Source organism: Pseudomonas sp. Z1-29, from assembly GCF_051131995.1.
Taxonomy (GTDB): domain Bacteria; phylum Pseudomonadota; class Gammaproteobacteria; order Pseudomonadales; family Pseudomonadaceae; genus Aquipseudomonas.
The window spans coordinates 5,369,623-5,396,372 of sequence record NZ_CP071645.1 but is presented as its reverse complement, the minus strand read 5'-3'; the positions used below and the strand labels follow the sequence as shown (position 1 = coordinate 5,396,372).

26 protein-coding genes are annotated in these 26,750 nt (G+C 61.8%); 8 read left to right on the top strand and 18 right to left on the bottom strand.

The genetic code is table 11. From position 1 onward, the window contains the following. Positions 1-85: 85 nt before the first annotated feature. Together J3P84_RS24620 and J3P84_RS24615 are read right to left on the bottom strand one after the other, a co-directional pair. Complete coding sequence (locus J3P84_RS24620; RefSeq protein WP_305497134.1) at positions 86-718, bottom strand: TetR family transcriptional regulator; 633 nt, start codon at positions 716-718, stop codon at positions 86-88. 156 nt (positions 719-874) lie between these two features. Further along, the gene (locus J3P84_RS24615) at positions 875-1,384 is read right to left on the bottom strand and encodes a hypothetical protein (protein ID WP_434626348.1); all 510 of its coding nucleotides are present in this window, start codon (positions 1,382-1,384) and stop codon (positions 875-877) included. Positions 1,385-1,773: 389 nt separating this feature from the next. Here J3P84_RS24615 and J3P84_RS24610 point away from each other — a divergent pair, with 389 nt between their 5' ends. Continuing rightward, positions 1,774-3,843 carry an AsmA family protein gene (locus tag J3P84_RS24610; protein WP_434626347.1) on the top strand — a complete coding sequence of 690 codons (2,070 nt, stop codon included), beginning with the start codon at positions 1,774-1,776 and terminating at the stop codon, positions 3,841-3,843. Between the two features lie 402 nt (positions 3,844-4,245). Here the strand turns inward: J3P84_RS24610 and J3P84_RS24605 are convergent, their stop codons facing one another. After that, positions 4,246-5,214: a LysR substrate-binding domain-containing protein gene (locus J3P84_RS24605; protein WP_434626346.1), complete on the bottom strand. Its 969-nt coding sequence runs from the start codon at positions 5,212-5,214 to the stop codon at positions 4,246-4,248. 128 nt (positions 5,215-5,342) lie between these two features. Here J3P84_RS24605 and J3P84_RS24600 point away from each other — a divergent pair, with 128 nt between their 5' ends. From J3P84_RS24600 to J3P84_RS24585, 4 genes are all read left to right on the top strand, one after another. Then, positions 5,343-5,981, top strand: a complete 639-nt coding sequence (locus tag J3P84_RS24600) for an FMN-dependent NADH-azoreductase (protein ID WP_434626345.1) — start codon at positions 5,343-5,345, stop codon at positions 5,979-5,981. 135 nt (positions 5,982-6,116) lie between these two features. Then, positions 6,117-7,007 carry an alpha/beta fold hydrolase gene (locus tag J3P84_RS24595; protein WP_434626344.1) on the top strand — a complete coding sequence of 297 codons (891 nt, stop codon included), beginning with the start codon at positions 6,117-6,119 and terminating at the stop codon, positions 7,005-7,007. Positions 7,008-7,207: 200 nt separating this feature from the next. After that, complete coding sequence (locus tag J3P84_RS24590; protein ID WP_305497125.1) at positions 7,208-7,504, top strand: PsiF family protein; 297 nt, start codon at positions 7,208-7,210, stop codon at positions 7,502-7,504. Between the two features lie 157 nt (positions 7,505-7,661). Then, positions 7,662-8,675: an AI-2E family transporter gene (locus J3P84_RS24585; protein ID WP_305497122.1), complete on the top strand. Its 1,014-nt coding sequence runs from the start codon at positions 7,662-7,664 to the stop codon at positions 8,673-8,675. A gap of 132 nt (positions 8,676-8,807) precedes the next feature. On the opposite strand, the gene J3P84_RS24580 is transcribed toward J3P84_RS24585, so the two are convergent. Then, positions 8,808-10,082 carry an Hsp70 family protein gene (locus tag J3P84_RS24580; protein ID WP_434626343.1) on the bottom strand — a complete coding sequence of 425 codons (1,275 nt, stop codon included), beginning with the start codon at positions 10,080-10,082 and terminating at the stop codon, positions 8,808-8,810. 292 nt (positions 10,083-10,374) lie between these two features. Here J3P84_RS24580 and J3P84_RS24575 point away from each other — a divergent pair, with 292 nt between their 5' ends. Next, entirely contained in the window at positions 10,375-11,313 is a 939-nt protein-coding gene (locus J3P84_RS24575; protein WP_434626342.1) for a DnaJ C-terminal domain-containing protein, read from the top strand. Between the two features lie 51 nt (positions 11,314-11,364). Continuing rightward, positions 11,365-11,664 carry a chaperone modulator CbpM gene (locus tag J3P84_RS24570; protein ID WP_030140113.1) on the top strand — a complete coding sequence of 100 codons (300 nt, stop codon included), beginning with the start codon at positions 11,365-11,367 and terminating at the stop codon, positions 11,662-11,664. 143 nt (positions 11,665-11,807) lie between these two features. Here the strand turns inward: J3P84_RS24570 and ureC are convergent, their stop codons facing one another. The 11 genes from ureC to urtA form a co-directional block, all read right to left on the bottom strand. Further along, positions 11,808-13,508, bottom strand: coding sequence for an urease subunit alpha (gene ureC / locus J3P84_RS24565; protein WP_434626341.1), 1,701 nt, complete (start codon positions 13,506-13,508; stop codon positions 11,808-11,810). A 141-nt stretch (positions 13,509-13,649) separates the two neighbouring features. Continuing rightward, positions 13,650-13,958, bottom strand: coding sequence for an urease subunit beta (locus J3P84_RS24560; RefSeq protein WP_434569966.1), 309 nt, complete (start codon positions 13,956-13,958; stop codon positions 13,650-13,652). Further along, positions 13,955-14,488 (bottom strand): GNAT family N-acetyltransferase, encoded by a 534-nt coding sequence (locus J3P84_RS24555; protein ID WP_434626340.1) that lies wholly within the window; start codon positions 14,486-14,488, stop codon positions 13,955-13,957. Before J3P84_RS24555 ends, J3P84_RS24560 begins: the two co-directional genes overlap by 4 nt. 5 nt (positions 14,489-14,493) lie before the next feature. Further along, positions 14,494-15,027, bottom strand: a complete 534-nt coding sequence (locus J3P84_RS24550; RefSeq protein WP_434626339.1) for a GNAT family N-acetyltransferase — start codon at positions 15,025-15,027, stop codon at positions 14,494-14,496. 9 nt (positions 15,028-15,036) lie between these two features. Next, positions 15,037-15,339, bottom strand: a complete 303-nt coding sequence (gene ureA / locus J3P84_RS24545; RefSeq protein ID WP_003197350.1) for an urease subunit gamma — start codon at positions 15,337-15,339, stop codon at positions 15,037-15,039. 154 nt (positions 15,340-15,493) lie between these two features. Then, positions 15,494-16,336 (bottom strand): urease accessory protein UreD, encoded by an 843-nt coding sequence (locus J3P84_RS24540; protein WP_434626338.1) that lies wholly within the window; start codon positions 16,334-16,336, stop codon positions 15,494-15,496. Between the two features lie 30 nt (positions 16,337-16,366). Next, positions 16,367-17,065, bottom strand: a complete 699-nt coding sequence (gene urtE / locus J3P84_RS24535) for an urea ABC transporter ATP-binding subunit UrtE (RefSeq protein ID WP_434626337.1) — start codon at positions 17,063-17,065, stop codon at positions 16,367-16,369. 132 nt (positions 17,066-17,197) lie between these two features. Next, entirely contained in the window at positions 17,198-18,070 is an 873-nt protein-coding gene (gene urtD, locus J3P84_RS24530) for an urea ABC transporter ATP-binding protein UrtD (RefSeq protein ID WP_434626336.1), read from the bottom strand. Then, positions 18,070-19,146 carry an urea ABC transporter permease subunit UrtC gene (urtC, locus tag J3P84_RS24525; RefSeq protein WP_434626335.1) on the bottom strand — a complete coding sequence of 359 codons (1,077 nt, stop codon included), beginning with the start codon at positions 19,144-19,146 and terminating at the stop codon, positions 18,070-18,072. Before urtC ends, urtD begins: the two co-directional genes overlap by 1 nt. Further along, positions 19,146-20,648: an urea ABC transporter permease subunit UrtB gene (gene urtB / locus J3P84_RS24520; protein WP_434626333.1), complete on the bottom strand. Its 1,503-nt coding sequence runs from the start codon at positions 20,646-20,648 to the stop codon at positions 19,146-19,148. The genes urtC and urtB overlap by 1 nt, the downstream gene beginning before the upstream one ends. Before the next feature lie 177 nt (positions 20,649-20,825). Beyond that, the gene (gene urtA / locus J3P84_RS24515; RefSeq protein WP_025211599.1) at positions 20,826-22,091 is read right to left on the bottom strand and encodes an urea ABC transporter substrate-binding protein; all 1,266 of its coding nucleotides are present in this window, start codon (positions 22,089-22,091) and stop codon (positions 20,826-20,828) included. Between the two features lie 272 nt (positions 22,092-22,363). Here urtA and J3P84_RS24510 point away from each other — a divergent pair, with 272 nt between their 5' ends. After that, positions 22,364-23,902: a class I SAM-dependent methyltransferase gene (locus J3P84_RS24510; RefSeq protein WP_434626331.1), complete on the top strand. Its 1,539-nt coding sequence runs from the start codon at positions 22,364-22,366 to the stop codon at positions 23,900-23,902. Here the strand turns inward: J3P84_RS24510 and J3P84_RS24505 are convergent. The 3 genes from J3P84_RS24505 to J3P84_RS24495 are packed head-to-tail and all read right to left on the bottom strand — an operon-like array spanning position 23,877 to position 26,616. Then, on the bottom strand, positions 23,877-24,887 hold the full coding sequence (locus J3P84_RS24505) for a FecCD family ABC transporter permease (RefSeq protein WP_434626330.1): 1,011 nt from the start codon (positions 24,885-24,887) through the stop codon (positions 23,877-23,879). The genes J3P84_RS24510 and J3P84_RS24505 overlap by 26 nt on opposite strands. Next, positions 24,884-25,831 carry an ABC transporter substrate-binding protein gene (locus tag J3P84_RS24500; RefSeq protein ID WP_434626328.1) on the bottom strand — a complete coding sequence of 316 codons (948 nt, stop codon included), beginning with the start codon at positions 25,829-25,831 and terminating at the stop codon, positions 24,884-24,886. The genes J3P84_RS24505 and J3P84_RS24500 overlap by 4 nt, the downstream gene beginning before the upstream one ends. After that, positions 25,828-26,616: an ABC transporter ATP-binding protein gene (locus tag J3P84_RS24495; RefSeq protein ID WP_434626327.1), complete on the bottom strand. Its 789-nt coding sequence runs from the start codon at positions 26,614-26,616 to the stop codon at positions 25,828-25,830. The genes J3P84_RS24500 and J3P84_RS24495 overlap by 4 nt, the downstream gene beginning before the upstream one ends. Positions 26,617-26,750: the final 134 nt, after the last annotated feature.

The window sequence follows — 26,750 nt, the reverse complement described above, 5'->3', positions numbered from 1 at the left end:
GGTGCATAAGGAAAATCAATGCTGGCTGACCCGGCGCTTTCGCGAGCAGGCTCGCTCCCACATGGAGGGTTGGGGGGGCAGGCAGTTACTCGGTGCTACCCAACCCGTGCCAATGCTTGAGGCCGATGAAGATGAACCGTAGTTGCTGGGTAATCTTCGCCTGGGGGGTGAGATGTTCGGGAAGCGCTTTGGCGGGCGGGTCGATGATATCCGGCAGGGTGGCGAAGACACTCTTGACTACGAGGTCGGCCATCACGCTCAGTCCCGCAAGGTCCAGGTGTTGCAACTTGGGCATCAATGCCAGGTCGGCGGCGAGGTCCGAGCTGATGTCTTCGCGCAGCTTCGCGATAGCCTGGCGTACCGGCAGGGAGCCGCCGTACTGCTCGCGGGCCAGGAACAGAAACTGCGATCGGTTGGCATGCACCACGTCGAGAAAAATCCGCACAGACGCATCGATGATGCCGCCCATGACAAATTCATTGTGGCGCACCAGCCGGATGGTTTCGCGAAACGTCTGCCCCACTTCGCTGACGAGCGCCAGGCCAAGCTGGTCCATGTCGTCGAAATGTCGATAGAACCCGGTGGGTACGATGCCGGCTGTCTTGGCGACTTCGCGCAGGCTCAGGCTGCCGAATCCCCTGCCGCACTCCATCAAATGGCGCGCTGCATCCATCAGGGCATTTCGGGTCTGTTGTTTCTGTTCGGCGCGGGGAAGCATTGCAGGGCTGACTTCCAGGTCATGGGAGCGATGCACTCTAGCAAATCGTCTTTGGCGGCGTCGAACGGTAGGGACGGATCAGTCGGGAAAACGAGGGGCTTGAAAAGTCAAAAGCCCGATTCAGGGAATCGGGCTTTTTTACGGGCCACCATGGGCTCAGCTCACTGCACTGTTGCGTTCGATTACGCGGTCACCACCGCCTTCGGCAAGGGTCTGGCCTTGTGGAGTGCGATCGGAACCGTCAGCGGCCAGGGTTTCGCCCAGTGGGGTGCGGTCGGAACCGTCAGCCGCCAGGGTTTCGCCCAGTGGGGTGCGGTCGGAGCCGTCAGATGCCAGGGTCTGGCCTTGTGGAGTGCGGTCGGAGCCGTCAGCCGCCAGGGTCTGGCCTTGTGGAGTGCGGTCGGAGCCGTCAGCCGCCAGGGTCTGGCCTTGTGGGGTGCGGTCGGAACCGTCAGCCGCCAGGGTCTGGCCTTGTGGAGTGCGGTCGGAACCACCTTCGACCAGGCCTTTCTCTTCCAGGCGGTCACGGCCACCTTCGGCTACGGTCTGGCTATAGACAGAATGGCTGTCCTTGACTTGCGGCGTGGCCTGTTCGGAAGCTGGCAAGGCGAAAGCGGTAGAGGCCAGCAGGGAAAGGGAAAGACTCATCAGTAGTTGGCGTTTCATGATCGTTGCTCCTCGAGAGGGCTGAAAAGTGGGTACGAGGGCAATGCTACTCTCGATAAGTCGATATAAAAGTTCATAAACACAATGGTAATAATCAACGGAATTGATTGTTCTGCGGGAAGGCTCTAGAACGGGCCTTTCAGAGGGGCAGTTTTGCCCTGGAGTGGGTAGTTTGTACCCACTCGCGCCCCGCAAAAGTGCGGGCGCGGTAACAGGTAGCTGTCGAAACGGTCAGGTTCCGAGACGTTTTTTCGTGCCGGTCGTCGCGCTTGGTGGTAAACCTGTCGGCCGTTTCGGCAGTCCAATCGTTTATCGGCAGTGAGCCAGTAGCGGTTCGCCTTGCCTCAGGCGTCGCGGTCCGCACGCCAAATTTGTCAGGAGCCTTGTGCATGACGCGCACCTCAAAAATTTTCGCCTGGGGCTTTGCCTGCCTCATCGCATTGCTGGCCGCGCTTGTGCTGGTCATCGCTTTCTTCGACTGGAACCGCCTCAAGCCCACGCTCAACGCGAAGGTTTCCGAGGAGTTGCATCGTCCATTCGCAATCAATGGCAACCTGGCGGTGATCTGGCAGCGCGAACCGCAGGAAGGCGGGTGGCGCGCCTTTGTGCCGTGGCCCCATGTCGTGGCCGAAGATTTGAGCCTGGGAAACCCGGACTGGTCGAAAACCCCGCAAATGGTCACGCTAAAGCGCGTCGAGCTACGTATTTCGCCCTTGGCCCTGTTGGCCCGGCGGGTGGCGATCCCGCGCATCGACCTGACCGAACCCAACGCCAGCCTGCAGCGCCTGGCTGATGGCCGCGCCAACTGGACCTTCCAGTTCGATCCGAAGGACCCGGACGCCGAACCGTCCAGTTGGTCGGTCGATATCGGTGCCATCGGCTTTGACAAGGGGCATGTCACGCTGGATGACCAGACGCTCAAGACCAGGCTCGAAGTGTTGATCGACCCGTTGGGCAAACCCATTCCGTTCAGCGATATCGTCGGTGAAAAGACTGCGAACAAAGCCCGGGAACAAGGTGCGGCACCACAGGACTACGCCTTTGCTTTCAAGGCTGACGGGCAGTATCAAGGACAGAACCTGAGCGGTTCCGGCAAGGTCGGTGGCTTGCTGGCCTTGCAGGATGCATCGCAACCCTTTCCCCTGCAGGCCCAGGCGAAGATTGCCGACACCCGCATCGAGCTGGCCGGCACCCTTACCGACCCGAAGAACCTTGGCGCCCTGGACCTGCGTCTGAAACTGGCCGGTAAAAGCCTGGCCAATCTTTACCCGTTGACTGGCGTGACGCTGCCGGATTCGCCGCCCTATGCCACTGATGGTCGCCTGATCGCCAAGCTCCACGAACCGGAGGGGGCGCAGTTCCGCTACGAGGCGTTCAACGGCAAGATTGGCGAAAGCGATATTCACGGCGACCTGGCTTATGTTTCCAGCCAGCCGAGACCGAAACTCACTGGCGCGCTGGTATCCGATCAGCTGTTGTTCAGCGACCTGGCGCCGCTTATCGGCGCCGACTCCAACACGCAACAGAAGGCGCGCGGCGGTGCCAGCAAACAACCGTCCGACAAGGTCTTGCCGGTGGAAGAATTCCGCACTGAGCGCTGGAGCGTAATGGATGCCGACGTGGAGTTCACCGGCAAGCGCATCGTCCATAGCGAGCAATTGCCCTTCACCGACCTCTACACTCATTTGCTGCTGAACAATGGCCAGTTGAGCCTTGAGCCCTTGCGCTTTGGCGTGGCCGGTGGCCGTCTCGATGCGCAGATTCGCCTCAATGGACAGACTCGGCCCCTCGAAGGCCAGGCGAAACTGACCGCGCGAGGCTTCAAGCTCAAGCAGCTTTTCCCGGGTTTCGAACCGATGAAAACCAGTTTCGGCGAGCTCAATGGCGATGCCGATCTGTCCGGCCGAGGTAATTCGGTAGCGGCGTTGCTGGGCACCGCCAATGGCAACTTGAAGATGCTCATCAACGACGGCGCTATCAGTCGGGAGTTGATGGAGCTGGCAGGGTTGAACGTTGGCAACTATGTGGTAGGAAAAATCTTCGGCGACAAGGAAGTGAAGATCAATTGCGCGGCGGCTGATTTCGGCATCAAGACCGGCCTGGCGACCACTCGCCTGTTTGTATTCGATACCGAGAACGCGATCATCTATATCGATGGCACGGCGAATATGGCCACTGAACAACTGGACCTGACTGTTACCCCGGAGTCCAAGGGCTGGCGATTGATTTCCCTGCGTTCGCCGCTGTACGTACGAGGCACCTTCGCCAAGCCCGCCGCCGGGGTGAAGGCCGTGCCGCTGATGTTGCGTGGGGCCGGAATGGTCGCGCTGGGTGTCATCGCCGCGCCGGCGGCGGGGTTGCTCGCGTTGGTCGCTCCCAGCGGCGGCGAGCCGAACCAGTGTGCACCGTTGCTTGAACAGATGAAGGCCGGCAAGGCGCCGAAGACGGTAAAGGACTGATCGCGTTTGCGAAGTGGGCGGATGTTTGCTGGGTAGCAGAAAGTTAATGGGCTGTCTGTTCTATTAGTTTCTGAGTTGGTTAGTGTTATTGGTCGAATTGTAACGCCGTCTTGGTTTTTAACGAATCGGACAGGGTTGCATGAGGCCGCTTGGATGGTGGTAATAAGCGGTCATGGATGTATCTATGAGGTTTCGGACCTCGCGATGTATTGATGAGCTTTTTTTCAAGCAGCGTTTCACGGGCAAGCATGTAGTGGGACAGGTCAGTGTGAATGTTTCCACAAGGCAACTCAGTTCAGCCCGTTACGAAAGAAACGGTATTGAACAAAAGGTGCGGCGCGGCCTACCGGCCAACGCGGACTCATTGATTGTCGAGCTTCCTCCAGCGAGTATTCCGGAGCCTCATGTTTTGCCAGCATGATTGCTCTGGTTCTGGCTGACACGGTCCTGGAACAGTTTCATCGAGCTCGTCAGTGCATGCCCGGACTGCCGCGCTTCTTCCTCCAGCCATTTGAAGAACGCTCGTACTGGCGGATGGCGTTCCCGGCCCGGAACGCATAAGGCGCTGTAGCCCGCGCCGTTGACCTGGACGTGCGGGTGGTAAGCGACCAGTAGGCCGCTGGCGACGCTTTCGGAGGCCAGCACGTTGCTCGCCAGGACCAGGCCTTGCCCGGCAATTGCCGCTTGCAGGGCGTAATGCTCCTCGTCGTATTCGCGTATGCAGGGCTGACGGGTCAGCCAGGTTTCTCCCGCCCGCGCGCACCAGGCGTCCCAGCCATGGGCATAAAGCTTGGTGTTGTGCCACCGCACACTGATCAACGTCGTCGGTTGTCGGGTCGCCAGAGCGGCTATTTGCTCCGGTGACCCGTATACGCCGAAGTACTCATCGAACAGGCACATGCCATACAGGTTCGGGTAGTTCTCCAGGCTATAGCGCACCACCATGTCCACGCTGGCGTCCTGGTGCAGGTCGATCACTTCGCAGTGCGTGTCCAGGCGGACATTGATGGTGGGATGGCGCGCGTAGAACCGACCCAGGCGCGGCACCAGCCAAAGCGCCGCGAACGCTGCGGTGGTGGAAATCGTCAGGTGCGCGGTACTGCGTTGCGGGCGCAGGGTATCGACGCTTTGCGCCACTTCCAGCAAGGCACCGTGCAGGCTGTGGAACAAGCGTTGGCCACCTTCGGTCAGCCGCACCTGGCGAGGCAGGCGCTCAAAGAGTTGCACACCCAGCCAGGTTTCCAGTGAGCGGATCTGATGGGAAATCGCCGTGGGCGTTACCGACAGCTCAGCCGCCGCGGCCTTGAAACTGAGCAATCGTGCAGCGGATTCGAAGGCACGCAATGCATTGAGTGGCAGGGCAGCAAACATCTGGAATCTCCAATGGATGAGAACAGCTCATCCCGGTCAACTAACGCTCATTTGAGCTGATGCAGGCTTAGGTCTCAGTCTGAGAGCCATACGTGGTTCCCAGTGTAGTCACAGTCCAGGAGTTTCAGATGAGCAATATTCTTGTGGTACACGGCAGCCCTCGCGGCGAGCGTTCCCATTCCCGGCGTCTGACGGAGGCTTTCATAGCGGCTTGGCAGGCTGCCAATCCACATACCCAACCGACCCGCCGCGAGGTCGGCCGGACCGTTATTCCTCCGGTCAACGAAGCCTTCATCGCCGCGGCGTTCCACCCCGAGCCTCAGGCAAGGCCGTTGACCATGCAGGCCGACCTGGCCTTGAGCGATGCGTTGGTGGCGGAGCTGCAGGCCCATGACCGGCTGGTGATTTCCGCACCCATGCATAATTTCGGCGTGCCCAGCGGCGTGAAGGCCTGGATCGACCAGATCGTGCGCATTGGCGTGACGTTCAACCACAGCCTGGATAACGGTGTCTCGCAATATCAGCCGTTGGTGCTGGGCAAGAAGGCCCTGATCGTGACCAGCCGTGGCGATTTCGGCTTCGGCCCTGGAGGCTCGCTGGAATCCATGAACCACGCCGATACGCTGCTGCGCACGGTCCTGGGATTTATCGGCATCAGCGACGTGACGGTGGTGGCCGCTGAAGGAGAGGAGTCGGCAGAGCACAGCTTCGCGCGGTCCTATGCCGAGGCCGAGCGGCGCTTGCTGGCGCTGGCGCGAACATTCTGAACGGGGCTCGATCGGTTCAACGGGGGCTGGCGTCGGCGCCTTCGATTGACGACGCGGGCCGAAGTGGCGGGTGTGTCATAGACTGGTCATCATCGGTACCGATGCTGACCACCTCTTGATCACAAGGACGTCGCCATGTCGCAACGCTGCGCCACTCGCTACCCGCTGGTGCTGGTCCCGGGCATGCTTGGGTTCATTCGCCTGGTGTTGTATCCGTATTGGTATGGCATCGTCGAGGCGTTGCGCCGGGGTGGAGCCGTGGTGGTCGCGGTGAAGGTTTCGCCATTGCATTCGTCCGAAGTTCGCGGCGAGCAATTGCTGGCACGGATCGAGGAGATTCTCAGGGAAACCGGCGCGCAAAAGGTCAACCTGATCGGCCACAGCCAGGGCGCTCTCACTGCCCGCTACGCAGCCGCCCTGCGCCCGGATCTGGTCGCCTCGGTCACATCGGTGGCCGGCACCAACCACGGGTCCGAACTGGCCGATTACCTGCAAAGTCATTATCCGGCCGACAGCGCCAAAGGGCGGTTGCTCAGCGCTTTGCTGTGGCTGATCAACGCGTTGATGAGCCTGCTCGACACCGGCTATCACGGACCGAAATTGCCAGTGGACATCCGCGCCTCCCACGCCTCGCTGACGACTGCCGGCGTGGCGTTGTTCAACGAGCGTTATCCACAAGGCCTGCCGCAGACCTGGGGCGGGCAGGGGCCGGAAGAAGTCAATGGGGTGCGTTATTACTCGTGGTCCGGGACTCTGCAGCCGGGCAAGACCGACAGGGGCCGCAACCTGCTCGACGGCACCAATCGCAGCTGCCGGCTGTTCGCGCGCACCTTCGTGCGCGAAGCCGGGCAGTGCGACGGCATGGTCGGGCGCTACAGCTCGCACCTGGGCACGGTGATTCGTGATGATTATCCGCTGGACCATTTCGACGTGGTCAATCAGTCGCTGGGACTGGTGGGCAGGGGAGCGGAGCCGATCCGGCTGTTTGTCGAGCATGCGCAGCGGTTGAAGGATGCCGGGGTGTAGCGCATCAGTTGGACCGCGTTATGGTTCTTCGCGAGCAGGCTCGCTCCTACAGTGGCTCTGCGCCGTGCCCCTTGTGGGGGCGAGCCTGCTCGCGAAAGCGGTAGATCAAGCAATGAAGATCTGGCGATGAAGGTGTAACAGGCTTTGTCTACACTGCACTTCATCGCCGTCCTTCTCGGGCGGCAACCAGGAGAAACACCATGAAGATGCTGCGTGTCCCTTTGTTGATGATCGGCCTGCTGCTGTGTTCCCAGGGCTTCGCCGCCACCGCCCAACAGACCAAGATGACCACCTGCAACGCCGACGCCACCGCCAAGGCCCTCAAGGGTGACGAACGCAAGGCTTTCATGAGCAACTGCCTGAAGGCCACTCCGGCCGCCGCTGAACCCAGTACACCGCAGGAACGCATGAAGACCTGCAACGCCACGGCGACGACCCAGGCCTTGAAGGGCGATGCGCGCAAGGCGTTCATGAGTGATTGCCTGAAGAAAAAGTAAGCACCGGGATTTTTCTGCCCCTCCAGGGCCCCATCGCGAGCAAGAAACCAAAAAACGTCTGAACCCCGGCCAGGATCGGCCGATACAATCCCTAGTGCTGCCAGCGGAACGCTGGCAGACTGCCGATCCTTTCATGCCGTTTTTGTCCTGGGGCTGTATGCCAACGTTTTCTCAGCGTCATGTGTTGTTGGTGATCAGTTGGGTGATCATTTTTGGTGGGTTGTTGCTGGTGTTGCCGCTGCGCCTGTTGCCGAGCCTGTTGGCCGGGCTGCTGGTGTTCGAGCTGGTCAACATGCTCACCCCGCAGTTGCAACGACTGATCGAAGGCCGGCGTGCCCGCTGGCTGGCGGTAGCATTGTTGGGCACGCTGGTGGTCAGTGTGCTGAGCCTGATTTTCGCCGGGGCCTTCAGTTTCCTGCTGCACGAAGCGGAAAACCCGGGCGCATCCCTGGATAAATTCATGGGCGTGGTCGACCGCGCCCGTGGGCAATTGCCGCCGTTCATCGACGCCTACCTGCCGGCCAGCGCCGCCGAGTTCCGGGTGGCGATCGGCGACTGGGTGAGCAAGCACCTGAGCGACCTGCAGCTGGTGGGAAAGGACGCGGCGCACATGTTCGTGACGTTGCTGATCGGCATGGTGCTGGGCGCCATCATCGCCTTGCAGCGCATCCCCGACCTGACCAAGCGCAAGCCCCTGGCCGCCGCGCTGTTCGACCGCCTGAACCTGCTGGTGAAGGCGTTTCGCAACATCGTTTTTGCCCAGATCAAGATTTCCCTGCTCAACACCTTCTTCACCGGGATTTTCCTGGCGGTGGTGCTGCCGCTGTTCGGCATTCAACTGCCGTTGACCAAGACCCTGATCGTGATGACGTTCCTGCTGGGGCTGTTGCCGGTGATCGGCAACCTGATGTCGAACACCCTGATCACCATCGTCGCCCTGTCGCTGTCGATCTGGGTGGCCGTGGCGGCGCTGGGTTACCTGATCGTGATCCACAAGCTCGAATACTTCCTCAACGCCCGCATCGTCGGCGGGCAGATCAGTGCCAAGTCGTGGGAACTGCTCATGGCAATGCTGGTGTTCGAAGCCGCGTTCGGCCTGCCGGGTGTGGTGGCGGGGCCGATCTACTATGCGTATCTCAAGAGCGAGTTGAAGCAGGTGGGGATGGTTTGATCCAAAGGATGTGCTGTCTGATCTGGCGCCATCGCGAGCAAGCTCGCTCCCACAGTTAACCGGGTTTTTTCAGGAGGATGCGGTCAAGTGTGGGAGCGAGCTTGCTCGCGATTCAGGCGCCTCGGTCTCAGATCAGACCTGGCTGCCATACCGCTTCATCGCCTCGATCGCCAACCCGCTGCCGATGCTGCCGAAGATATTACCTTCTACATGGCGCGCCTGGGGCAGCATCGCCGCGACGCTGTTGCGCAGCGCCGGAATGCCGCTGGAGCCGCCGGTGAAAAACACCGTGTCGACTTGATCAACCCGCACGTTGGCATCGTTGAGCAGTTGCGTGACGCTGTTGCGCACTCGCTCCAGCAGGCCGTCGATCGCCGATTCGAACAAGGCGCGGCTCAGGTCCACGCTCAGGCCCGGCTCGATCCGGTCCAGGGCCACGTGGCGCTGGTCGGCGTGGGTCAGCTGAATCTTGGTTTCCTCCACTTCCATCGCCAGCCAATGCCCGGCACGCTGTTCGATCAGCTTGAACAGCCGGTCGATACCGCCGGTGTCTTCGATGTCGTAGCGCATGCTGCCCAGGGCCAACGTGGACTTTTGCGAATACACCGCGTTGATGGTGTGCCAGGTCGCCAGGTTCATGTGATGGCTGGTGGGCATGTAGGCGCCGCTTTTCATCCGGCTGCCGTAGCCGAACAGCGGCATCAGGCCTTGCAGGCTGAGCTGCTTGTCGAAATCGGTGCCGCCGATGTGCACGCCGCCGGTGGCGAGGATGTCGGCGTGACGGTTGTCGTGCATGCGGCGCTCGGGAGACAGGCGCACCAGGGAGAAGTCCGAAGTACCGCCGCCGATGTCGACGATCAGCACCAGCTCTTCTTTTTTGATGGTCGATTCATAATCGAATGCCGCCGCAATGGGTTCGTACTGGAAGGAGACTTCCTTGAAACCGATGGCCCGCGCCACGTCCACCAAAGTGTTCTCGGCTTCCTGGTCGGCCATTTCATCGTCATCAACGAAAAACACCGGACGCCCCAGCACCACTTCTTCGAACTCCCGCCCGGCGGTGGCTTCGGCACGCTTCTTCAACTGGCCGATGAACAACCCCAGCAGATCCTTGAACGGCATTGCCGTGCCGAGCACGCTGGTATCGTGCTTGATCAGCTTGGAACCCAGCAGGCTCTTTAGCGAGCGCATCAGCCGGCCTTCGTAGCCTTCCAGGTATTCGTGCAGTGCCAGGCGACCGTAGACCGGGCGACGTTCCTCAAGATTGAAAAAGACCACCGAGGGCAAGGTGATCTTGTCGTCCTCCAGCGCGATCAACGTTTCCATGCCGGGGCGCAGCCAGCCGACGGTGGAGTTGGACGTGCCGAAGTCGATACCGCAGGCACGCGCCGGGGATGGGTTTTTCATGTCTTTCAGTTCCGGTCGTAAAAACGGCCGCGCAGTGTATGCCAGTGCGACGCGGATTCGAAGGCCGGTTGTCCACTAATTCGCAAACCCCGGCCTTGAAAGACCGCGTCGGCCCCCCAAACTTGCTGGCATGGGTCTGGTGGCACAGGGCGGTACAAGATCCGCCGCCAGCTGCCGATAAACTTCTGATGCACCGTCCGGTCACAATCTTGAGGCCGGTCAACCCGCTGTCCGGTCATCCGGGCATGCCGTGCGTGGCGGTGCGACATCGATAACGGATGGTGATGCTTAGATGGATTTCAAAGACTATTACAAGATCCTGGGTGTGGAGCCGACGGCCGACGACGCCACGATCAAGGCCGCCTATCGCAAACTGGCGCGCAAATACCACCCGGATGTAAGCAAAGAGAAAGACGCGGAGACAAAGTTCAAGGACGTCTCAGAGGCGTATGAAGCGCTGAAGAGTGCGGACAAACGCGCCGAATACGATGACTTGCGCCGCTATGGCCAGCACGGCCAGCCGTTCCAGGGACCGCCGGGGTGGCAGAGCCGTGGTGGTTTTGGCGGGCAGGACACTGGCGATTTCTCGGATTTCTTCAGTTCGATCTTTGGCAATCGCGGGCCGGGTTTCGGTGGCGGACAATCGGGTCGCAGCGCCGGCCGTCGGGGGCAAGACGTGGAAATGGAATTACCGATCTTCCTGGAAGAGACCCTGTCGAACGAATCGAAGAAGGTCAGCTTCCAGGTGCCGCAGTACAACGCCGCGGGCCAGCATGTGAGCAATGCCAGCAGAAGCCTGAACGTGAAGATCCCGCTGGGAGTGACCGATGGCGAGCGCATCCGCCTCAAGGGCCAGGGCGCGCCCGGCATCGGTGGCGGCGCCAATGGCGACTTGTACCTGACCATTCGTTTCGCCCCGCACCCCAAGTTCGATGTCGAGGGCCAGGACCTGATCATCACTTTGCCCCTGGCGCCGTGGGAACTGGCGTTGGGCACCGAGGTGGCGGTGCCGACCCTCACCGGCAAGATCAACCTCAAAGTGCCGGCCGGCAGCCAGAACGGCCAGCGCATGCGCGCCAAGGGCCACGGCCTGCGCAACAAGGCCGGCGAGCGCGGTTACCTGTTCGTGCAGCTCAAGGCCGTGATGCCCAAGGCCAGCGACGAATCGGTCAAGGCGCTGTGGGCGGAGCTGGCGAAGAAAGCCGCATTTGATCCACGGGAGAACTTCTGAACCGAGGATCATGGCTAGACTCGACAGTTGAAGCATTGGGAGAAGCAGACCATGAACAACCCGATCATTGAACTGAACCTGATGGAATTCTGTGAGGCTGCTGCGTTGGCCGATGTCCATGTGATTGAAATCGTCGAACACGGCATTCTCGAACCTCACGGCACGGCCCCCACGGACTGGCGTTTCACTGATTACGAACTGGTCCTGGCCCGGCGTGCAGCGAAGCTGCGCCGCGAGTTGGAGCTGGAATGGGAAGGCGTCGCCCTGGCGCTGGACCTGCTGGAAGAGGTGCAGCAGCTGCGCAGCGAAAACCGCATGCTCAAGCAGCGGCTGGGGCGGTTGGTCGAATGAGGCAGGCCCGGACATAAAACCTTGTGGCGAGGGAGCTTGCTCCCGCTCGGTTGCGCAGCAACCGCCAAAAAGCGAGGGCTGCTTTGCACACCAGCGGGAGCAAGCTCCCTCGCCACGGAGTTTGCGTTCGGCCAGTTATCCGCTCAAAACAGAAAATACCGCTGCGCCATCGGCAGCACATCCGCCGGTTCACACCACAACAGCACGCCATCGGCCTTGACCTGATAGGTTTGCGGGTCGACGTCGATGCTTGGCAGGTAGTCGTTGTGGATCAGGTCGGTCTTCTGCACATCGCGACAACCTTTCACCACGGCGATCCGTTTCTTCAAGCCCAATTGCTCCGGCAGGCCCGCCTCGGCAGCGGCCTGGCTGATGAAGGTCAGGCTGGTGGCGTGTCGCGAGCCGCCGTAGCTGGCGAACATCGGCCGGTAGTGCACCGGTTGCGGTGTCGGAATCGAGGCGTTGGCATCGCCCATCAGGCTGGCGGCAATCGCCCCGCCCTTGAGAATCAAGGTCGGTTTGACGCCGAAGAACGCCGGGCGCCACAACACCAGGTCGGCCCATTTGCCGACTTCGATGGAGCCCACCTCATGGCTGATGCCATGGGTGATCGCCGGGTTGATGGTGTACTTGGCGATGTAGCGCTTGATGCGGAAATTGTCGTTACCGGCGCCATCGCCGGGCAGCGCGCCGCGCTGCTTTTTCATCTTGTCGGCGGTTTGCCAGGTGCGGGTGATAACCTCGCCGACGCGGCCCATGGCCTGGCTGTCGGAGCTGATCATCGAGAACGCGCCGAGGTCATGGAGAATGTCTTCGGCAGCGATGGTTTCACGGCGGATGCGGCTTTCGGCGAAGGCCACGTCTTCGGCTATGCTCGGGTCCAGGTGGTGGCAGACCATCAGCATGTCGAGATGCTCGTCGATGGTGTTGCGGGTGAACGGCCGGGTCGGGTTGGTGGAGCTGGGCAACACGTTAGGAAAACCGCAGGCCTTGATGATGTCCGGCGCATGACCGCCACCAGCACCTTCGGTGTGGTAGGTGTGGATGGTGCGGCCCTTGAACGCCGCCAGGGTGGTTTCGACGAAGCCGGATTCGTTGAGGGTGTCGGTGTGGATCGCCACCTGCACATCGTACTGGTCGGCCACGCTCAGGCAGTTGTCGATGGCCGCCGGGGTGGTGCCCCAGTCTTCATGCAGTTTCAGGCCGATGGCCCCGGCCTTGACCTGCTCGACCAACGGCTCCGGCAGGCTGGCGTTGCCCTTGCCGGTGAAACCGATGTTCATCGGGAACGCGTCGGCGGCCTGGAGCATGCGCGCCAGGTGCCACGGCCCGGAGGTGCAGGTGGTGGCGTTGGTCCCGGTAGCCGGGCCCGTGCCGCCGCCGATCATGGTGGTGACACCGCTCATCAGCGCTTCTTCGATCTGCTGCGGGCAGATGAAGTGGATGTGGGTGTCGATGCCGCCGGCGGTGAGGATCATGCCTTCGCCGGCGATCACTTCGGTGCTCGCGCCGATGGCGATGGTCACGTCGGGCTGGATGTCCGGGTTGCCGGCCTTGCCAATCGCCGCGATGCGCCCGTCCTTGAGGCCGACATCGGCCTTGACGATGCCCCAGTGGTCAATGATCAGTGCGTTGGTGATCAACGTGTCGACCACCTCGGCGGCCAGCAGTTGGCTCTGGCCCATGCCATCGCGAATCACCTTGCCGCCGCCGAACTTCACTTCTTCGCCGTAGGTGGTGAAGTCCTTTTCCACTTCGATCCACAACTCGGTATCGGCCAGGCGAACCTTGTCGCCGACGGTGGGGCCGAACATGTCGGCGTAGGCTTGTCTCGAAATCTTCATGTGCTCGCCTTGAGGTTCTTAAGTCGTATGCAGTCCATTGTGGCGAGGGAGCTTGCTCCCGCTGGGCTACGTAGTGGCCCTCGCTTTTTTGCGGTTGCTGCGCAACCGAGCGGGAGCAAGCTCCCTCGCCACAAAGGCGCTTCAGTCCAGATCGCCCATGACCCGCCCGGCAAACCCGAACACCCGCCGATGCCCGGCCAGGTCCACCAGTTCCACCTCGCGGCTCTGGCCCGGTTCGAAGCGCACCGCCGTGCCGGCCGGGATGTTCAGGCGCATGCCACGGCTGGCGGCGCGGTCGAAGGCCAGGGCATCGTTGGTTTCGAAAAAATGAAAGTGCGAGCCGACCTGGATCGGCCGATCGCCGCTGTTGGCGACGTTCAGCTTGAGGGTACGGCGGCCGACGTTGAGCTCGATGTCGCCGGGCTGGACCTGGTACTGGCCTGGAATCATTGCGGTTGCCCCAAAGTCTTGTAGTAAATGGCGGTCGGGCTGTAGGTCCCGTCCGGGCTCTGGCAGTAGTCGGGCAGTTCGCCGACGCGGGTGTAGCCCATGGCGCGGTAGAACGCCTCGGCTTCGGAACCGGCCTCGGTGTCGAGGTACAGCAGGCCGCGCTGGTGCTGGCGCGCACCGAGCTCCAAGGCATTCATCAACTGCTGGCCGAGGCCGCGGCGGCGGGCATCGCCGCGCACCAGCAGCTTTTGCACTTCGGCGCGGTTGAGGCCGTTGGGCTTCTGGCACAGCGCGAGCTGGACGCTGGCTTGCACCTGCTCGTCCTTGACCACCACCCACAGCAGCAGATGGCCCTGGTTGAGGCTGGCCTGGACCTCATCGAAATAGGCGCGGGCCTGGACGGCATCGAGGTCAGCCATGAACCCCACGCTGGCGCCATAGCCCACGGCGTCGAGCAGCAGATCAATCAAGCCCTGGCGGTAATGCGCGAAGCTTTCAGCGTGGACTCGGCGCAACTGGGCGGCGTTCATCGGTATCACTCCTTGTCGATGGTGGGCGGTGGCGCCCCGGGATTGAGGACCAACTGCATGAAGGTCAGGTCCAGCCAGCGACCAAACTTGGTGCCCACCTGGGGCATCTGCCCGGTGATGGCAAAACCGGCCCGCTCGTGCAGGCGAATCGACGCCGCGTTGCCGCTCTCGATGGCTGCAACCATCACGTGTTTGCCGCCAACCCTGGCGCGCTCGATCAGCGCACCCATCAGCAACGGGCCGAGCCCATTGCCACGTTGATCGCTGCGTACGTACACCGAATGCTCCACGGTGTGGCGGAAACCGTCGAACGGCCGCCAGTCGCCGAATGAAGCGTAGCCGAGCACGTCATCTTCGGCGTCGCTGATCACCAGCACCGGATAACCCTGGGTTTGCCGGGCGCTGAACCAGGCCTGGCGATTGCCCAGGTCCACAGCCTGTTCGTTCCAGATCGCCGTGGTGTTGAGGACCGCATCGTTGTAGATGTCACGGATCGCCGGCAGGTCGGCAGGGCGGGCGTCACGAATCTGATAAGTCATGCCGCGACCTCAGGCGATGGGCTGGTGGACGGTGACCAGTTTGGTGCCGTCGGGGAATGTCGCCTCGACCTGGATCTCGGGGATCATTTCCGGAATGCCTTCCATCACCTGCTCGCGGCTCAGCAGCGTTGTGCCGTAGTGCATCAGCTCGGCCACGGTCTGGCCGTCACGAGCGCCTTCCAGCAGCGCGGCGGAAATGTAGGCCATGGCTTCCGGATAGTTGAGCTTCAGGCCACGAGCCAGGCGCCGCTCGGCGACGAGGCCGGCGGTGAAGATCAGCAGCTTGTCTTTTTCGCGTGGGGTCAGGTCCATGTGCAGTCCAGTAAGGGCAGATAATTTTTTTCGCAGTAAACACCGATCCCTTGTGGGAGCGAGCTTGCTCGCGATGGCAATCGAACATTCAACATAATGGTTGGCTGATACACCGCTATCGCGAGCAAGCTCGCTCCCACAGGTAAAAGCAAATTCAGGTACTCCAGATTCTCGGTGGAATGGCCTCTCGTCCGAGCAATGCGGGCCTGAGCAAGCGCCATAATTCAATCAGCCACCCGCGCGCCAGTAATGCCTCGCTCGCCAGGCAGCGGGCGACGACCAGGCCGGGCAACTGGGTCAGGTCGCCGCGCACGGCATGGCCGAGGGATCGGCAGCGCTCCAGCAGCTCGCTGTCGATCTCGCCGGTTACCAGCAACGTCGCAAACACCGGATCACCGCCCAGCCCGATGGGGGAATCGAGCAAGCCGTCACCGCCGACAATGCGCTGGCGTTCATGCCACAACAACTGGCCGTCGCGGCGAATGTCCAGCCGCGATTGAAAGTGGCCGAGGTCGAAGCGTTCGCCGCTGGCCGGTCGGCCGAGGGCAACCATGTCCCAGTAGAACAGCCGGGCGTCGCCCTGCAGATCGATGCAGGTGCTGAGTTCGGCCTGGGCCGCGCTGAACACGATGGTTTCCTGAGGCAGCCATTCCAGGGTCGCACCGCCAGCCACGCTCAGTTTCAGTTGCTGGTACGCCGGGCCGGCCGCGCGGTACCACTTGGCCGCGCCGGGGCTGGTCAGTTGCGCCCAGGCACCGGGGCCGACGTGAGCCGAGATGTCCAGCCGATCACCGCCGGCAATCCCGCCGGGCGGGTGGACGATGATGTGCTGGCAGACTTCGGGACCTTCGGCGTACAGGTGTTTCTGCACCCGCAGCGGACCTTTGTGGCGACGCTGGACCGGACGCGTGCAGTCGCCGAATCGGGCATAGCCCAAGTCCAGCTCGGCATGCCAGCTGGGGGTGAACAGGGCGGAGGGCGATACAGGTAGATTCATGATTTTCTGATTATCGTCGGGACGCCAAGACTAGATCGTTACCAGCCCGCGCACACCCTCTGCCTCCATATTTTCGCCGCGACCCTGCTGGACAATTTCGCCCCGGGACATCACCAGGTACTGATCGGCCAGCTCGGCGGCGAAGTCGTAGAACTGCTCCACCAGCAAGATCGCCATGTCGCCCCGCGCCGCGAGTTTCTTGATGACCGCGCCAATCTCCTTGATCACCGACGGCTGGATGCCTTCGGTGGGCTCGTCGAGAATCAGCAGGCGCGGACGGCTGGCCAGGGCCCGGCCAATGGCGAGCTGCTGTTGCTGGCCACCAGACAGGTCACCGCCGCGGCGTTGTTTCATCTGTAGCAGCACCGGGAACAGTTCATAGATAAAGGCCGGCACCTCCTTGGCTTCGGAACCGGGAAAACGCGACAGGCCCATCAGCAGGTTTTCTTCCACCGTCAGCCGAGCGAAAATCTCCCGGCCCTGGGGCACGTAAGCGATGCCGGCATGCACCCGCTGGTGCGGCTTGAAGGTGGTGATGGCCTTGCCTTCCCAGTTCACCACGCCTTCCTTGGCCGGCAGCAGGCCCATCAGGCATTTGAGCAGGGTGGTCTTGCCCACACCGTTGCGGCCCAGCAGGCACGTCACCTCGCCGACCTTCACGTCGAACGACAGGCCCCGCAGGATGTGGCTACCGCCGTAGTACTGGTGCAGCTTGTCGACTTGCAGCATTGTTTGAATCCCCTTATGCCCCCTGTGGGAGCGAGCCTGCTCGCGAAAGCGATGTGTCAGTCGATATTCGTGTTGAATGTTCCGTTGCTTCGCGAGCAGGCTCGCTCCCACAGGAAAGCAACTTCTATCGCCTCATCGACCGAGATACACCTCGATCACCCGCTCATCGGCCTGCACCTGCCCCAGCGACCCTTCGGCCAGCACACTGCCCTGGTGCAGCACGGTGACGTGATCAGCGATCGCGCCGACGAAGCCCATGTCGTGTTCCACCACCATCAGCGAATGTTTGCCGGCCAGGGACTTGAACAGCTCGGCGGTGAAGTCGGTTTCGGCGTCGGTCATGCCCGCCACCGGTTCGTCGAGCAGCAGCAGTTGCGGGTCCTGGACCAGCAGCATGCCGATCTCGAGAAATTGCTTCTGCCCGTGAGACAGCAACCCGGCGGCGCGATTGACCGAGGCGGTGAGGCGGATGGTTTCGAGCACTTCGCCGATACGGTCATGTTGCTCGCCGGTCAGTTTCGCCCGCAGGCTGGCCCATACCGATTTGTCGGTCTTGAGCGCCAGCTCCAGATTTTCGAACACGCTCAGGGCTTCGAACACCGTCGGCTTCTGGAACTTGCGGCCGATACCGGCCTGGGCAATCTGCACTTCGCTCATGCTGGTCAGGTCCAGGGTTTCGCCAAACCAGGCCTTGCCGTGGCTGGGTCGGGTCTTGCCGGTAATGACGTCCATCAAGGTGGTCTTGCCGGCACCGTTGGGGCCGATGATGCAGCGCAATTCGCCGACGCCGATGTACAGGTTCAGATCGTTGAGCGCCTTGAAGCCGTCGAAGCTGACGCTGATGTCTTCCAGGGTCAGGATGGTGCCGTGGCGGGTGTCCAGGCCCACGCCAGCGGCTTGGCCGAGGCCGATCGCATCGCGGCTGCTGCCTTGGTCCCGATTGGCATCGACAGGGGGCTCGATAATCGGTTCGAGCATGAAGTCCGCCGTGGGTGTGATTCGCATCATTCGCCCCTTTTCTTCAGCAAGCCGATCACGCCCTTGGGCAGATACAGCGTCACGACAATGAACAACGCGCCGAGGAAGAACAGCCAGTACTCAGGAAACGCCACGGTGAACCAGCTCTTCATGCCATTGACCACGCCAGCGCCCAGCAGCGGTCCGATTAGCGTGCCGCGCCCGCCAAGGGCCACCCACACGGCAGCTTCGATTGAGTTGGTTGGCGACATTTCGCTGGGGTTGATAATGCCCACCTGCGGCACGTACAGCGCCCCCGCCAGGCCGCACAACACTGCGCTCAGCACCCAGACGAACAGCTTGAAACCACGGGGATCGTAGCCGCAGAACATCAGGCGGTTTTCCGCATCGCGCAGGGCCGTCAGCACCCGTCCGAACTTGCTGCGGGCCAGGCGCCAACCGATGAACAGGCTCGCCACCAGCAACAGCACCGTGGCAAAAAACAGCACCGCGCGGGTGCCCGGCTCGGTGATGCCAAAGCCCAGGATCGAACGGAAATTGGTGAAGCCGTTATTGCCGCCAAAACCCGTCTCGTTGCGGAAAAACAGCAGCATCCCGGCGAAGGTAAGGGCCTGGGTCATGATCGAGAAATACACGCCCTTGATCCGCGAGCGAAACGCGAAGAAGCCGAAAACCAGTGCCAGCAAACCCGGTGCCAGCACCACCAGGCACAGCGCCCAGAGGAAACTGTCGGTCCCGGCCCAGTACCAGGGCAGTTCGGTCCACGACAAAAACGTCATGAATGCCGGAAGGCCGTCACCGGCGGCCTGGCGCATCAGGTACATGCCCATGGCGTAGCCGCCCAGGGCGAAGAACAGGCCGTGGCCGAGGGAGAGCAGGCCGGCGTAGCCCCAGACCAGGTCCAGCGCCAGGGCGACGATGGCATAGCAGAGGATCTTGCCCACCAGGGTCAGCGTGTAGGCCGAGATGTGCAGCGGATTGTCCGCCGCCAGCAACGACAGCAACGGCAGGCTCAGCAGCACGGCGAGGATCACCGCGCCGACGGCAACGGTGAGTTTGGGACCGGCCTTTTGTGTGGCCGTGAGCATCAGGGGCTGGTTCATCAGTCGATTACCCGTCCTTTAAGCGCGAAGAGACCTTGCGGACGCTTCTGGATGAACAGAATGATCAGCGCAAGGATCAGGATCTTGCCGAGCACGGCGCCGATCTGCGGTTCGAGGATCTTGTTGGCGATGCCCAGGCCGAACGCGGCGAACACGCTGCCGGCCAGTTGGCCGACGCCGCCGAGTACAACCACCAGGAACGAGTCGATGATGTAGCTCTGGCCCAGGTCCGGGCCGACGTTGCCGATCTGGCTCAAAGCCACGCCGCCGAGCCCGGCGATGCCCGAGCCGAGGCCGAAAGCGAGCATGTCGACCCGCCCGGTGGGCACGCCGCAGCAGGCGGCCATGTTGCGGTTCTGGGTCACGGCGCGCACGTTCAGGCCCAGGCGCGTCTTGTTCAGCAACAGCCAGGTCAGGACCACCACGAACAGCGCGAAGGCGATGATCACGATGCGGTTGTACGGCAGCACCAGGTTCGGCAGCACCTGGATCCCACCCGAGAGCCAGGCCGGGTTGGCGACTTCGACGTTCTGCGCGCCGAACACCAGGCGCACCAGCTGAATCAGCATCAGGCTGATGCCCCAGGTAGCGAGCAGGGTTTCCAGCGGGCGCCCGTAGAGGTGGCGGATCACCGTGCGCTCCAGGGCCATGCCGATGGCCGCGGTGATGAAAAACGCCACCGGCAGGGCGATCAGCGGGTAGAACTCGATGGCGTTCGGGGCGAAGCGCTGGAACAGCATCTGCACCACATACGTGGAGTAGGCGCCGAGCATCAGCATCTCGCCGTGGGCCATGTTGATCACCCCGAGCAGGCCGAAGGTGATTGCCAGGCCGAGGGCGGCGAGCAGCAGGATCGAGCCCAGGGACATGCCGCTGAAGGCCTGGCCCAGCAACTCGCCGATAAGCAGTTTGCGCTTGACCTGGCCGAGGCTGGTTTCAGCGGCGGTGCGCACGGCGGCATCGGTTTCGACGCCGGGTTCGAGCAGAGTTTCCAGGCGGGTGCGGGCCAGCGGGTCGCCGGTTTCCCCCAACAGGCGGACGGCGGCCAGGCGCACGGCAGGATTGGCATCCACCAGTTGCAGGTTCGCCAGGGCCAGGCTCAGGGCGGCATGCACGTCTTCGTCCTGCTCGCCGGCCAGTTGCCGATCAAGGAACGCCAGTTGCGCGGGGCGGGCACTTTTTTGCAATTGCTGCGCGGCGGCCAGGCGCACACGGGCGTCCGCGGCGAGTAGCTGGTGGCTGGCGAGAGCGGTTTCGATCAGCCCTCGCAAGCGGTTGTTCAGGCGCAGGGTCTTTGGCTGGCCGTCGATGGTCAATTGGCCTTGCTGCAGGGCATTGATCAATTCGACGCGTGCCGGGTCGGGCTGCGCGGCCCAGGCTTCCAGGAACTTGGCCTGCTGGGTCGGGTTGGCGGCGACGAAGTCTTCGGCTTCGCCGGCGTATGAGGCCATCGGCAGTAACAGTGCGATGGCGAGGATCAAGCGGTGGAGGACGGTGGGCATATGCTAGGCCTTGCGCGAACTTCTTTCTCTGTGGGAGCGAGCCTGCTCCGGGCGGCGATCCGACGAATGCGGTGTATCAGCGACATGAGTGCTGGCTGACCCTCCGTATTCGCGAGCAGGCTCGCTCCCACAAGGGATGGGTGTTGACCCCTAGATTCAGGGCCGACACCCATGGGCTCAGTTGCTCTTCACCGCATAGTCAGGCTTCTTGTCGTTGCCGGCGATGAACGGGCTCCACGGTTGCGCGCGGATCGGCCCTTCGGTCTGCCAGACCACGTTGAACTGACCGTCGGCCTGGATCTCGCCGATCATCACCGGCTTGTGCAGGTGATGGTTGGTCTTGTCCATGGTCAGGGTGTAGCCAGACGGCGCGGCGAAGGTCTGGCCGGCCAGGGCTTCGCGGACTTTGTCGACATCGGTGGACTTGGCTTTTTCCACCGCTTGCGCCCACATGTGGATGCCGACGTAGGTGGCTTCCATCGGGTCGTTGGTTACCGCTTTGTCGGCGCCCGGCAGGTTCTTGGCCTTGGCGTAGGCTTTCCACGAATCGACGAACTTCTTGTTCGCCGGGTTATCCACGGATTCGAAGTAGTTCCACGCCGCCAGGTTACCCACCAGCGGTTTGGTGTCGATGCCGCGCAGCTCCTCTTCGCCCACCGAGAAGGCCACGACCGGTACATCGGTGGCTTTCAAGCCCTGGTTCGCCAGCTCTTTATAAAACGGTACGTTGGAATCGCCATTGACCGTGGAGATGACGGCTGTCTTGCCGCCGGCAGAGAATTTCTTGATGTTGGCGACGATGGTCTGGTAATCGCTGTGGCCGAACGGGGTGTAGACCTCTTCGATATCCTTGTCCGCCACGCCTTTGGAATGCAGGAACGAACGCAGGATCTTGTTGGTGGTGCGCGGGTAGACGTAGTCGGTGCCCAGCAGGAAGTAGCGCTTGGCGCTGCCGCCTTCTTCGCTCATCAGGTACTCCACCGCCGGAATTGCCTGCTGGTTTGGCGCTGCGCCGGTGTAGAACACGTTCGGCGACATCTCTTCGCCTTCGTACTGCACTGGGTAGAACAGCAGGCCGTTGAGTTCTTCGAACACCGGCAACACGGATTTGCGCGACACCGAGGTCCAGCAGCCGAACACCACGGCGACCTTGTCCTGGGTCAGCAACTGGCGGCCCTTTTCAGCGAACAGCGGCCAATTCGATGCCGGGTCCACGACCACCGCTTCAAGCTTCTTGCCGTTCACGCCACCCTTGGCGTTGATCTCGTCAATGGTCATCAACGCCATGTCCTTGAGGGACGTTTCGGAGATCGCCATGGTCCCGGACAACGAATGCAGGATGCCGACCTTGATGGTCTCGGCGGCCTGGACGGTCCAGGCCATGCCCATCGCGGCAATGCTTGCCGAGAGTGTAAAAGCCTTGATCAAGCTACGACGCTTCATTGTGCGATCTCCGTGGTCTTTATGTTTTTCTGGATGGCAGATGCAAACGCTTAAAGCGCTTTTGCAAGGGGTGTGCCCGGTCGGGGGAAAGCTTTGAAATGCGGGCTCGACGGCGAGAGAGGGAAGTGACGATGCACCATCAGCGACCACATCGCTGATGCTGGTGCAGGATGGCGCTCCGCATTGGGGCGCGGATGAGGTTGACCCAAGGTGAAATTATCGCCCGCCCGACTATGCTGACTCTTCTGCCATTGCGAAGTAAGGAAAGCCGTTTGAATACTGACTCTGGCGCTGCAAGTTATTTTCTTCTCGACGAGACGGCAGCATTCGCCGTGTTGCCTGAAGTCAAACCGGCCGGGCATCCGCAATGGATGCACGTGACGCATTTGCGAGAAGCGAGATATTCGCTGATTCTCACCGCCGGGGAACATCTGCGAAGTAGCCAGCTGGATGTGTTTTCCGATTCCAGACTCTACATTCGTTTTTCGGCAGCGCTGCCAGGCATCAGTGTCGACGGGCTCACGTGTTCAGTTGTTTTTGTCGATGATCCAGGTCAAACCAAATTCCCACTCGGGATCTTTCATATTTGCGGAGGATCTACGCCGTCGGAATGGCGGTCGGTCGATCTGGATCTGGCTTGGTTGGCGGGGAAACGTGGCCGTCTCTTGGTAACGTGCGGGCCAGGGGCCAAAAATGACCCTACAGCCGACTGGTTGGCGATAGCTGACTTGTGCGTTGCCAGGGAAGGAGTGATGAAGCTTCTCCTGGCGAAAACACACCATCAGATGCGCGTGAAAAACGAGATAGCACACTTCAGTAGCGTCTACCGGAACGAGTTTTACTCGAGCGTTCAGGAGCGACAGAGTGAAGCGGCCATGGGCGTAGCTCGCAACGTTCGCCGATTGAATGGACTGGCTCCAGCGCAAGGGCAGGGTGCCCAGTCCGAGATGGTGATTCTGGAACCGTTTGAAGGAGAGGTCGCCTACTCCTATGCCACTCGTATGCTGAGGGCGAACGTCCCGCAAACGCCGCCCGACTTTCAAGCAAGGCTACGTCGGAAAGTCAGGGATCACGGTGCAATAAAAGTCCTGTCGATCTGCAGTGGTGCCGCGCGGATAGAAGCAGGTCTGTCGGCCGCTGTTCCGGAAGGCGTGGAATGGTCACTGCTGGATATCAATGAAGACCTGCTTCACATCGCGGCGAAGCAGTTTTCTTCAGGGGTCGGCCTCGATCTGATCGTGGCCGATGCGAATAACCTGGTGCCTACCGGTGAGCAGTGGGACGTTATTATCTGCGTCTCGGCATTGCACCATTTGATCGAGCTGGAAAAAGTGATGCTCTTTATCTCCCATAGTTTGAAAAACGATGGCGAGTTCTGGAGTGTGGGTGAGGCCGTGGGGCGCAATGGCAATCGCTTGTGGCCTGAGGCAATAATTGCGGCTGATGCCGCGTTCTCGGCATTGCCGGCACGCTACCGGCTGAACGCCGACACCCGGGTTGTCGATGCTGTCATTCCAGACAAGGACCACTCGATCGGGTGCTTCGAGGGTATTCGAAGTGAGGAAATTACCGCGCTCCTCGAACGTTGGCTCAAGCCGGTAGATGTTTACCGTACCAACTGCTTCCTCTGGCGAATGGTCAATCTCGCCTACAGTGGAAATTTTAATCTTGCAAAGGCCGAGGACCGGGCGTTGGTCATTGATATGGTTCGAGCGGAGCTGGAGCATTTTCGAAATGGCGGCCTTGGTACCGAGCTATTCGGCGTGTACAAGAGGAAGCATCTTTTCAGCGACGGCGCATCAGACCAATAAAGAACAGCCCACCGATAGCGGCTGTAGCGACCCCGATCGGCAAATCCTCCGGCGCGATCAGCGTGCGAGCCGCCACGTCCACCCATACCAGGAACAGGCTGCCCAGCAGCACGCAGGCCGGCAGCAGCCGACGATGCTCGGCGCCCACCAGGCGTCGCGCGATGTGGGGCACCATCAGCCCGACAAAACCGATCGAGCCGCTGATGGACACCAGTACGCCGGTCATCAGCGACGCAATCAGGAAGATCCATAATCGCACCTTTGCCGCGTTCAGCCCCAGGGTCACGGCGGTCTGCTCCCCGGCCATCAGCGCGTTCAACGGCCGGGCCATGCCCAGCAGCAACACCAGCCCCAGCAATACACTGGCGGCTGGCACCGCGAGCAGTTCCCAGCGTGCCAGGCCCAGGCCGCCGAGCATCCAGAACATCACCGCCGAACTGGCGCGATGGTCACCGAGGAACAGCAGCAGGTTGGCCGCCGCCATCATCACGAACGACACCGCTACGCCGCAGAGCAGCAGGCGATCGCTCTCCAGGCGGCCCTGGCGGGCAGCGATGGCCAGCACCAGCAACATACTCGACAGCGCGCCGATGAAGGCGGCCAGCGGCAGGGTCAGCACGCCGATGATCTCGCCGACATGCAACACCACGATGACCGCCCCGAGGGTGGCGCCGGAGGTGACGCCAAGCAGGTGCGGATCGGCCAGCGGGTTGCGTGTCACCGCTTGCAGCACCGCGCCGATCAACGCCAACCCTGCGCCTACCAGCGCCCCGAGCAGCAGGCGCGGGACGCGGATCAGCCAGACGATATGCTCCTGGCCGGCTGTCCAATGCACCTCGCCGACACCGAAGGCCTTGTGCAGCAGCAGATCCCAGACCACCGCCACTGGAATCCGTGCCGGCCCGAAACCCAGCGACACCACGCACGACACCAGTAGCAGCGCGCCGAGCAGTAGCAGCAGTGCACCATAGCGACGATCGTTCATTGGCCGTGGAAACCCCGCGCCAGGGTTTGCACCGCCAGCACGTTATCGATACCCGGCGTGGCCTGCACGTAAGGGATCACGACGAAGCGCCGGTGCTTGATCGCATCGACTGATTGCAGGGCCGGGTTGTTCAACAGGAATTGCTGTTTCTGCTCGGCACTGACTTCGCCGTAATCGACGATCACGATGACCTGGGGATTGCGCTCTACCACGTTCTCCCAGTTGACGCGGGTCCAACTGGTATCCACGTCATCCAGAATGTTGCGCCCGCCGGCCGCGTCGATCAGGGCCTCGGGCATGCCCAGGCGGCCGGAGGTCATGGCCCGGTCTTCGCCGCTGTCATACAGGAATACCCGCGGTTGTCGGGTTGGCAGGTGCTTGCGCACTTCGGCCACCTGGGCCTGCATCGTGGCGATCAGCGCGTTGGCGCGATCCTGCACGTCGAAGATTTTCCCAAGGTTGCGCAGGTCGTTGTAGGTGTCCTCCAGCGAGGCCGCCGGGCGTTTCATCACGAACGCGCAGGACTCGGTCAGTTCGTAGACGTTGATGCCCAGCGGTTGCAGGGTCTGCGGAGTCAGGTCGCCGCCGACGCGCATGCCGTAGTCCCAACCGGCGAAGAAGAAATCGACGTTGGCGTCGAGCAGGGTTTCCACCGAGGGATATTTGGCGGCCAGCTCCGGCAGGCCATCGAGGATCTTGGCCATGTCCGGCGTCACCGATTTCCAGCCGCTGATGCCGCTGTAGCCAACCATGCGTGGCTTTAGCCCCAGGGCCAGCATCATCTGGGTCATGTTGATGTCATGGCTGAGGGCGTGCCGAGGGGCCTCGTTGAACACCACTTGGCGGTTGCAGCTCTGGATCGTCAGCGGGTAGCGGCTGGCCTCGGCCTGGACATGCAAACTTGCCAGCAATAACGGAAGCAACAGCAGGGGACGCAGGATCATGGTTGGGTTATCCAGGTGATTCGTGGGTAGCCGGCCAGCGGGTGTTCGTCCACCAGGGCCGCGACGCCGAACACTTCGCGCAACAGGTCGACAGTGAGGACGTCCCTGGGCGTGCCGCTGGCGACGATGCGCCCGTGTTCGATCACGTACAGGCGGTCGCAGAACGCGGCGGCAAGGTTCAGGTCATGAATGCTGGCGAGGGTGCCGATGCCCAGGCCCTTGATCAGTTGCAGCAACTGCAATTGATAGCGCGGGTCGAGGTGATTGGTCGGTTCGTCGAGGATCAGCAACTGCGGCTGCTGGGCCAGGGCGCGTGCGAGGATCACCCGTTGCTTCTCACCGCCCGAGAGCGTGGCGAATGCATGGTCGCCAAAGCCTGCAAGCCCGGCCGACTCCAATGCCTGGAGCACCAGTCGGCGATCTTCCTGATTGTCACCATCGAACAGACCCTTGTGCGGCGTGCGCCCCATCGCGACCACCTCATCCACCGTCAGGCCGAAGGCGTCGGGAAACTCTTGCAGCACCACGGCGATGCGTTGGGCGCACCAGCGCGAGGGCTGTTTCCAGACGTTGTGGTGTTCGAGTCTGACCTCACCGCTTTCTGGCCGGCTGAAGCGGTAGGCGCAGCGCAACAGGCTGGTCTTGCCGCTGCCGTTGGGCCCGATCAACCCGACAAACTCCCCGGTCGCCACCTGCAACGTGGCATCACGCAGTTGGAACTGGTGATGGCAGTGGCCATGGCCCAGCGGGGTCCAGGCGAGGTGGGAGAGGGTTAGCGAGGTCATGCATTTACTCGAATCATGGGCGGCGCGCGGGTCCCTTGTGGGAGCGAGCTTGCTCGCGATAGCGGTGGTTCAGCTTGCATCATTGTTGAAGTACTGCCGCCATCGCGAGCAAGCTCGCTCCCACAGGGATGGTG

Bases quoted from the DNA above. Each gene is read 5' to 3' on its own strand.
- J3P84_RS24540 (WP_434626338.1), bottom strand. From the start codon at position 16,336: ATGAATCTACCTGTATCGCCCTCCGCCCTGTTCACCCCCAGCTGGCAT.
- urtB (WP_434626333.1), bottom strand. From the start codon at position 20,648: ATGCCCACCGTCCTCCACCGCTTGATCCTCGCCATCGCACTGTTACTG.
- urtA (WP_025211599.1), bottom strand. From the start codon at position 22,091: ATGAAGCGTCGTAGCTTGATCAAGGCTTTTACACTCTCGGCAAGCATT.
- J3P84_RS24570 (WP_030140113.1), top strand. From the start codon at position 11,365: ATGAACAACCCGATCATTGAACTGAACCTGATGGAATTCTGTGAGGCT.
- J3P84_RS24620 (WP_305497134.1), bottom strand. From the start codon at position 718: ATGCTTCCCCGCGCCGAACAGAAACAACAGACCCGAAATGCCCTGATG.
- J3P84_RS24590 (WP_305497125.1), top strand. From the start codon at position 7,208: ATGAAGATGCTGCGTGTCCCTTTGTTGATGATCGGCCTGCTGCTGTGT.
- J3P84_RS24615 (WP_434626348.1), bottom strand. From the start codon at position 1,384: ATGAAACGCCAACTACTGATGAGTCTTTCCCTTTCCCTGCTGGCCTCT.
- J3P84_RS24495 (WP_434626327.1), bottom strand. From the start codon at position 26,616: ATGACCTCGCTAACCCTCTCCCACCTCGCCTGGACCCCGCTGGGCCAT.
- J3P84_RS24560 (WP_434569966.1), bottom strand. From the start codon at position 13,958: ATGATTCCAGGCCAGTACCAGGTCCAGCCCGGCGACATCGAGCTCAAC.
- ureC (WP_434626341.1), bottom strand. From the start codon at position 13,508: ATGAAGATTTCGAGACAAGCCTACGCCGACATGTTCGGCCCCACCGTC.
- J3P84_RS24555 (WP_434626340.1), bottom strand. From the start codon at position 14,488: ATGAACGCCGCCCAGTTGCGCCGAGTCCACGCTGAAAGCTTCGCGCAT.
- J3P84_RS24580 (WP_434626343.1), bottom strand. From the start codon at position 10,082: ATGAAAAACCCATCCCCGGCGCGTGCCTGCGGTATCGACTTCGGCACG.
- urtC (WP_434626335.1), bottom strand. From the start codon at position 19,146: ATGAACCAGCCCCTGATGCTCACGGCCACACAAAAGGCCGGTCCCAAA.
- J3P84_RS24600 (WP_434626345.1), top strand. From the start codon at position 5,343: ATGAGCAATATTCTTGTGGTACACGGCAGCCCTCGCGGCGAGCGTTCC.
- urtE (WP_434626337.1), bottom strand. From the start codon at position 17,065: ATGCTGCAAGTCGACAAGCTGCACCAGTACTACGGCGGTAGCCACATC.
- J3P84_RS24500 (WP_434626328.1), bottom strand. From the start codon at position 25,831: ATGATCCTGCGTCCCCTGCTGTTGCTTCCGTTATTGCTGGCAAGTTTG.
- J3P84_RS24585 (WP_305497122.1), top strand. From the start codon at position 7,662: ATGCCAACGTTTTCTCAGCGTCATGTGTTGTTGGTGATCAGTTGGGTG.
- J3P84_RS24595 (WP_434626344.1), top strand. From the start codon at position 6,117: ATGTCGCAACGCTGCGCCACTCGCTACCCGCTGGTGCTGGTCCCGGGC.
- J3P84_RS24505 (WP_434626330.1), bottom strand. From the start codon at position 24,887: ATGAACGATCGTCGCTATGGTGCACTGCTGCTACTGCTCGGCGCGCTG.
- ureA (WP_003197350.1), bottom strand. From the start codon at position 15,339: ATGGACCTGACCCCACGCGAAAAAGACAAGCTGCTGATCTTCACCGCC.
- J3P84_RS24550 (WP_434626339.1), bottom strand. From the start codon at position 15,027: ATGACTTATCAGATTCGTGACGCCCGCCCTGCCGACCTGCCGGCGATC.
- J3P84_RS24605 (WP_434626346.1), bottom strand. From the start codon at position 5,214: ATGTTTGCTGCCCTGCCACTCAATGCATTGCGTGCCTTCGAATCCGCT.
- J3P84_RS24610 (WP_434626347.1), top strand. From the start codon at position 1,774: ATGACGCGCACCTCAAAAATTTTCGCCTGGGGCTTTGCCTGCCTCATC.
- J3P84_RS24575 (WP_434626342.1), top strand. From the start codon at position 10,375: ATGGATTTCAAAGACTATTACAAGATCCTGGGTGTGGAGCCGACGGCC.
- urtD (WP_434626336.1), bottom strand. From the start codon at position 18,070: ATGCGAATCACACCCACGGCGGACTTCATGCTCGAACCGATTATCGAG.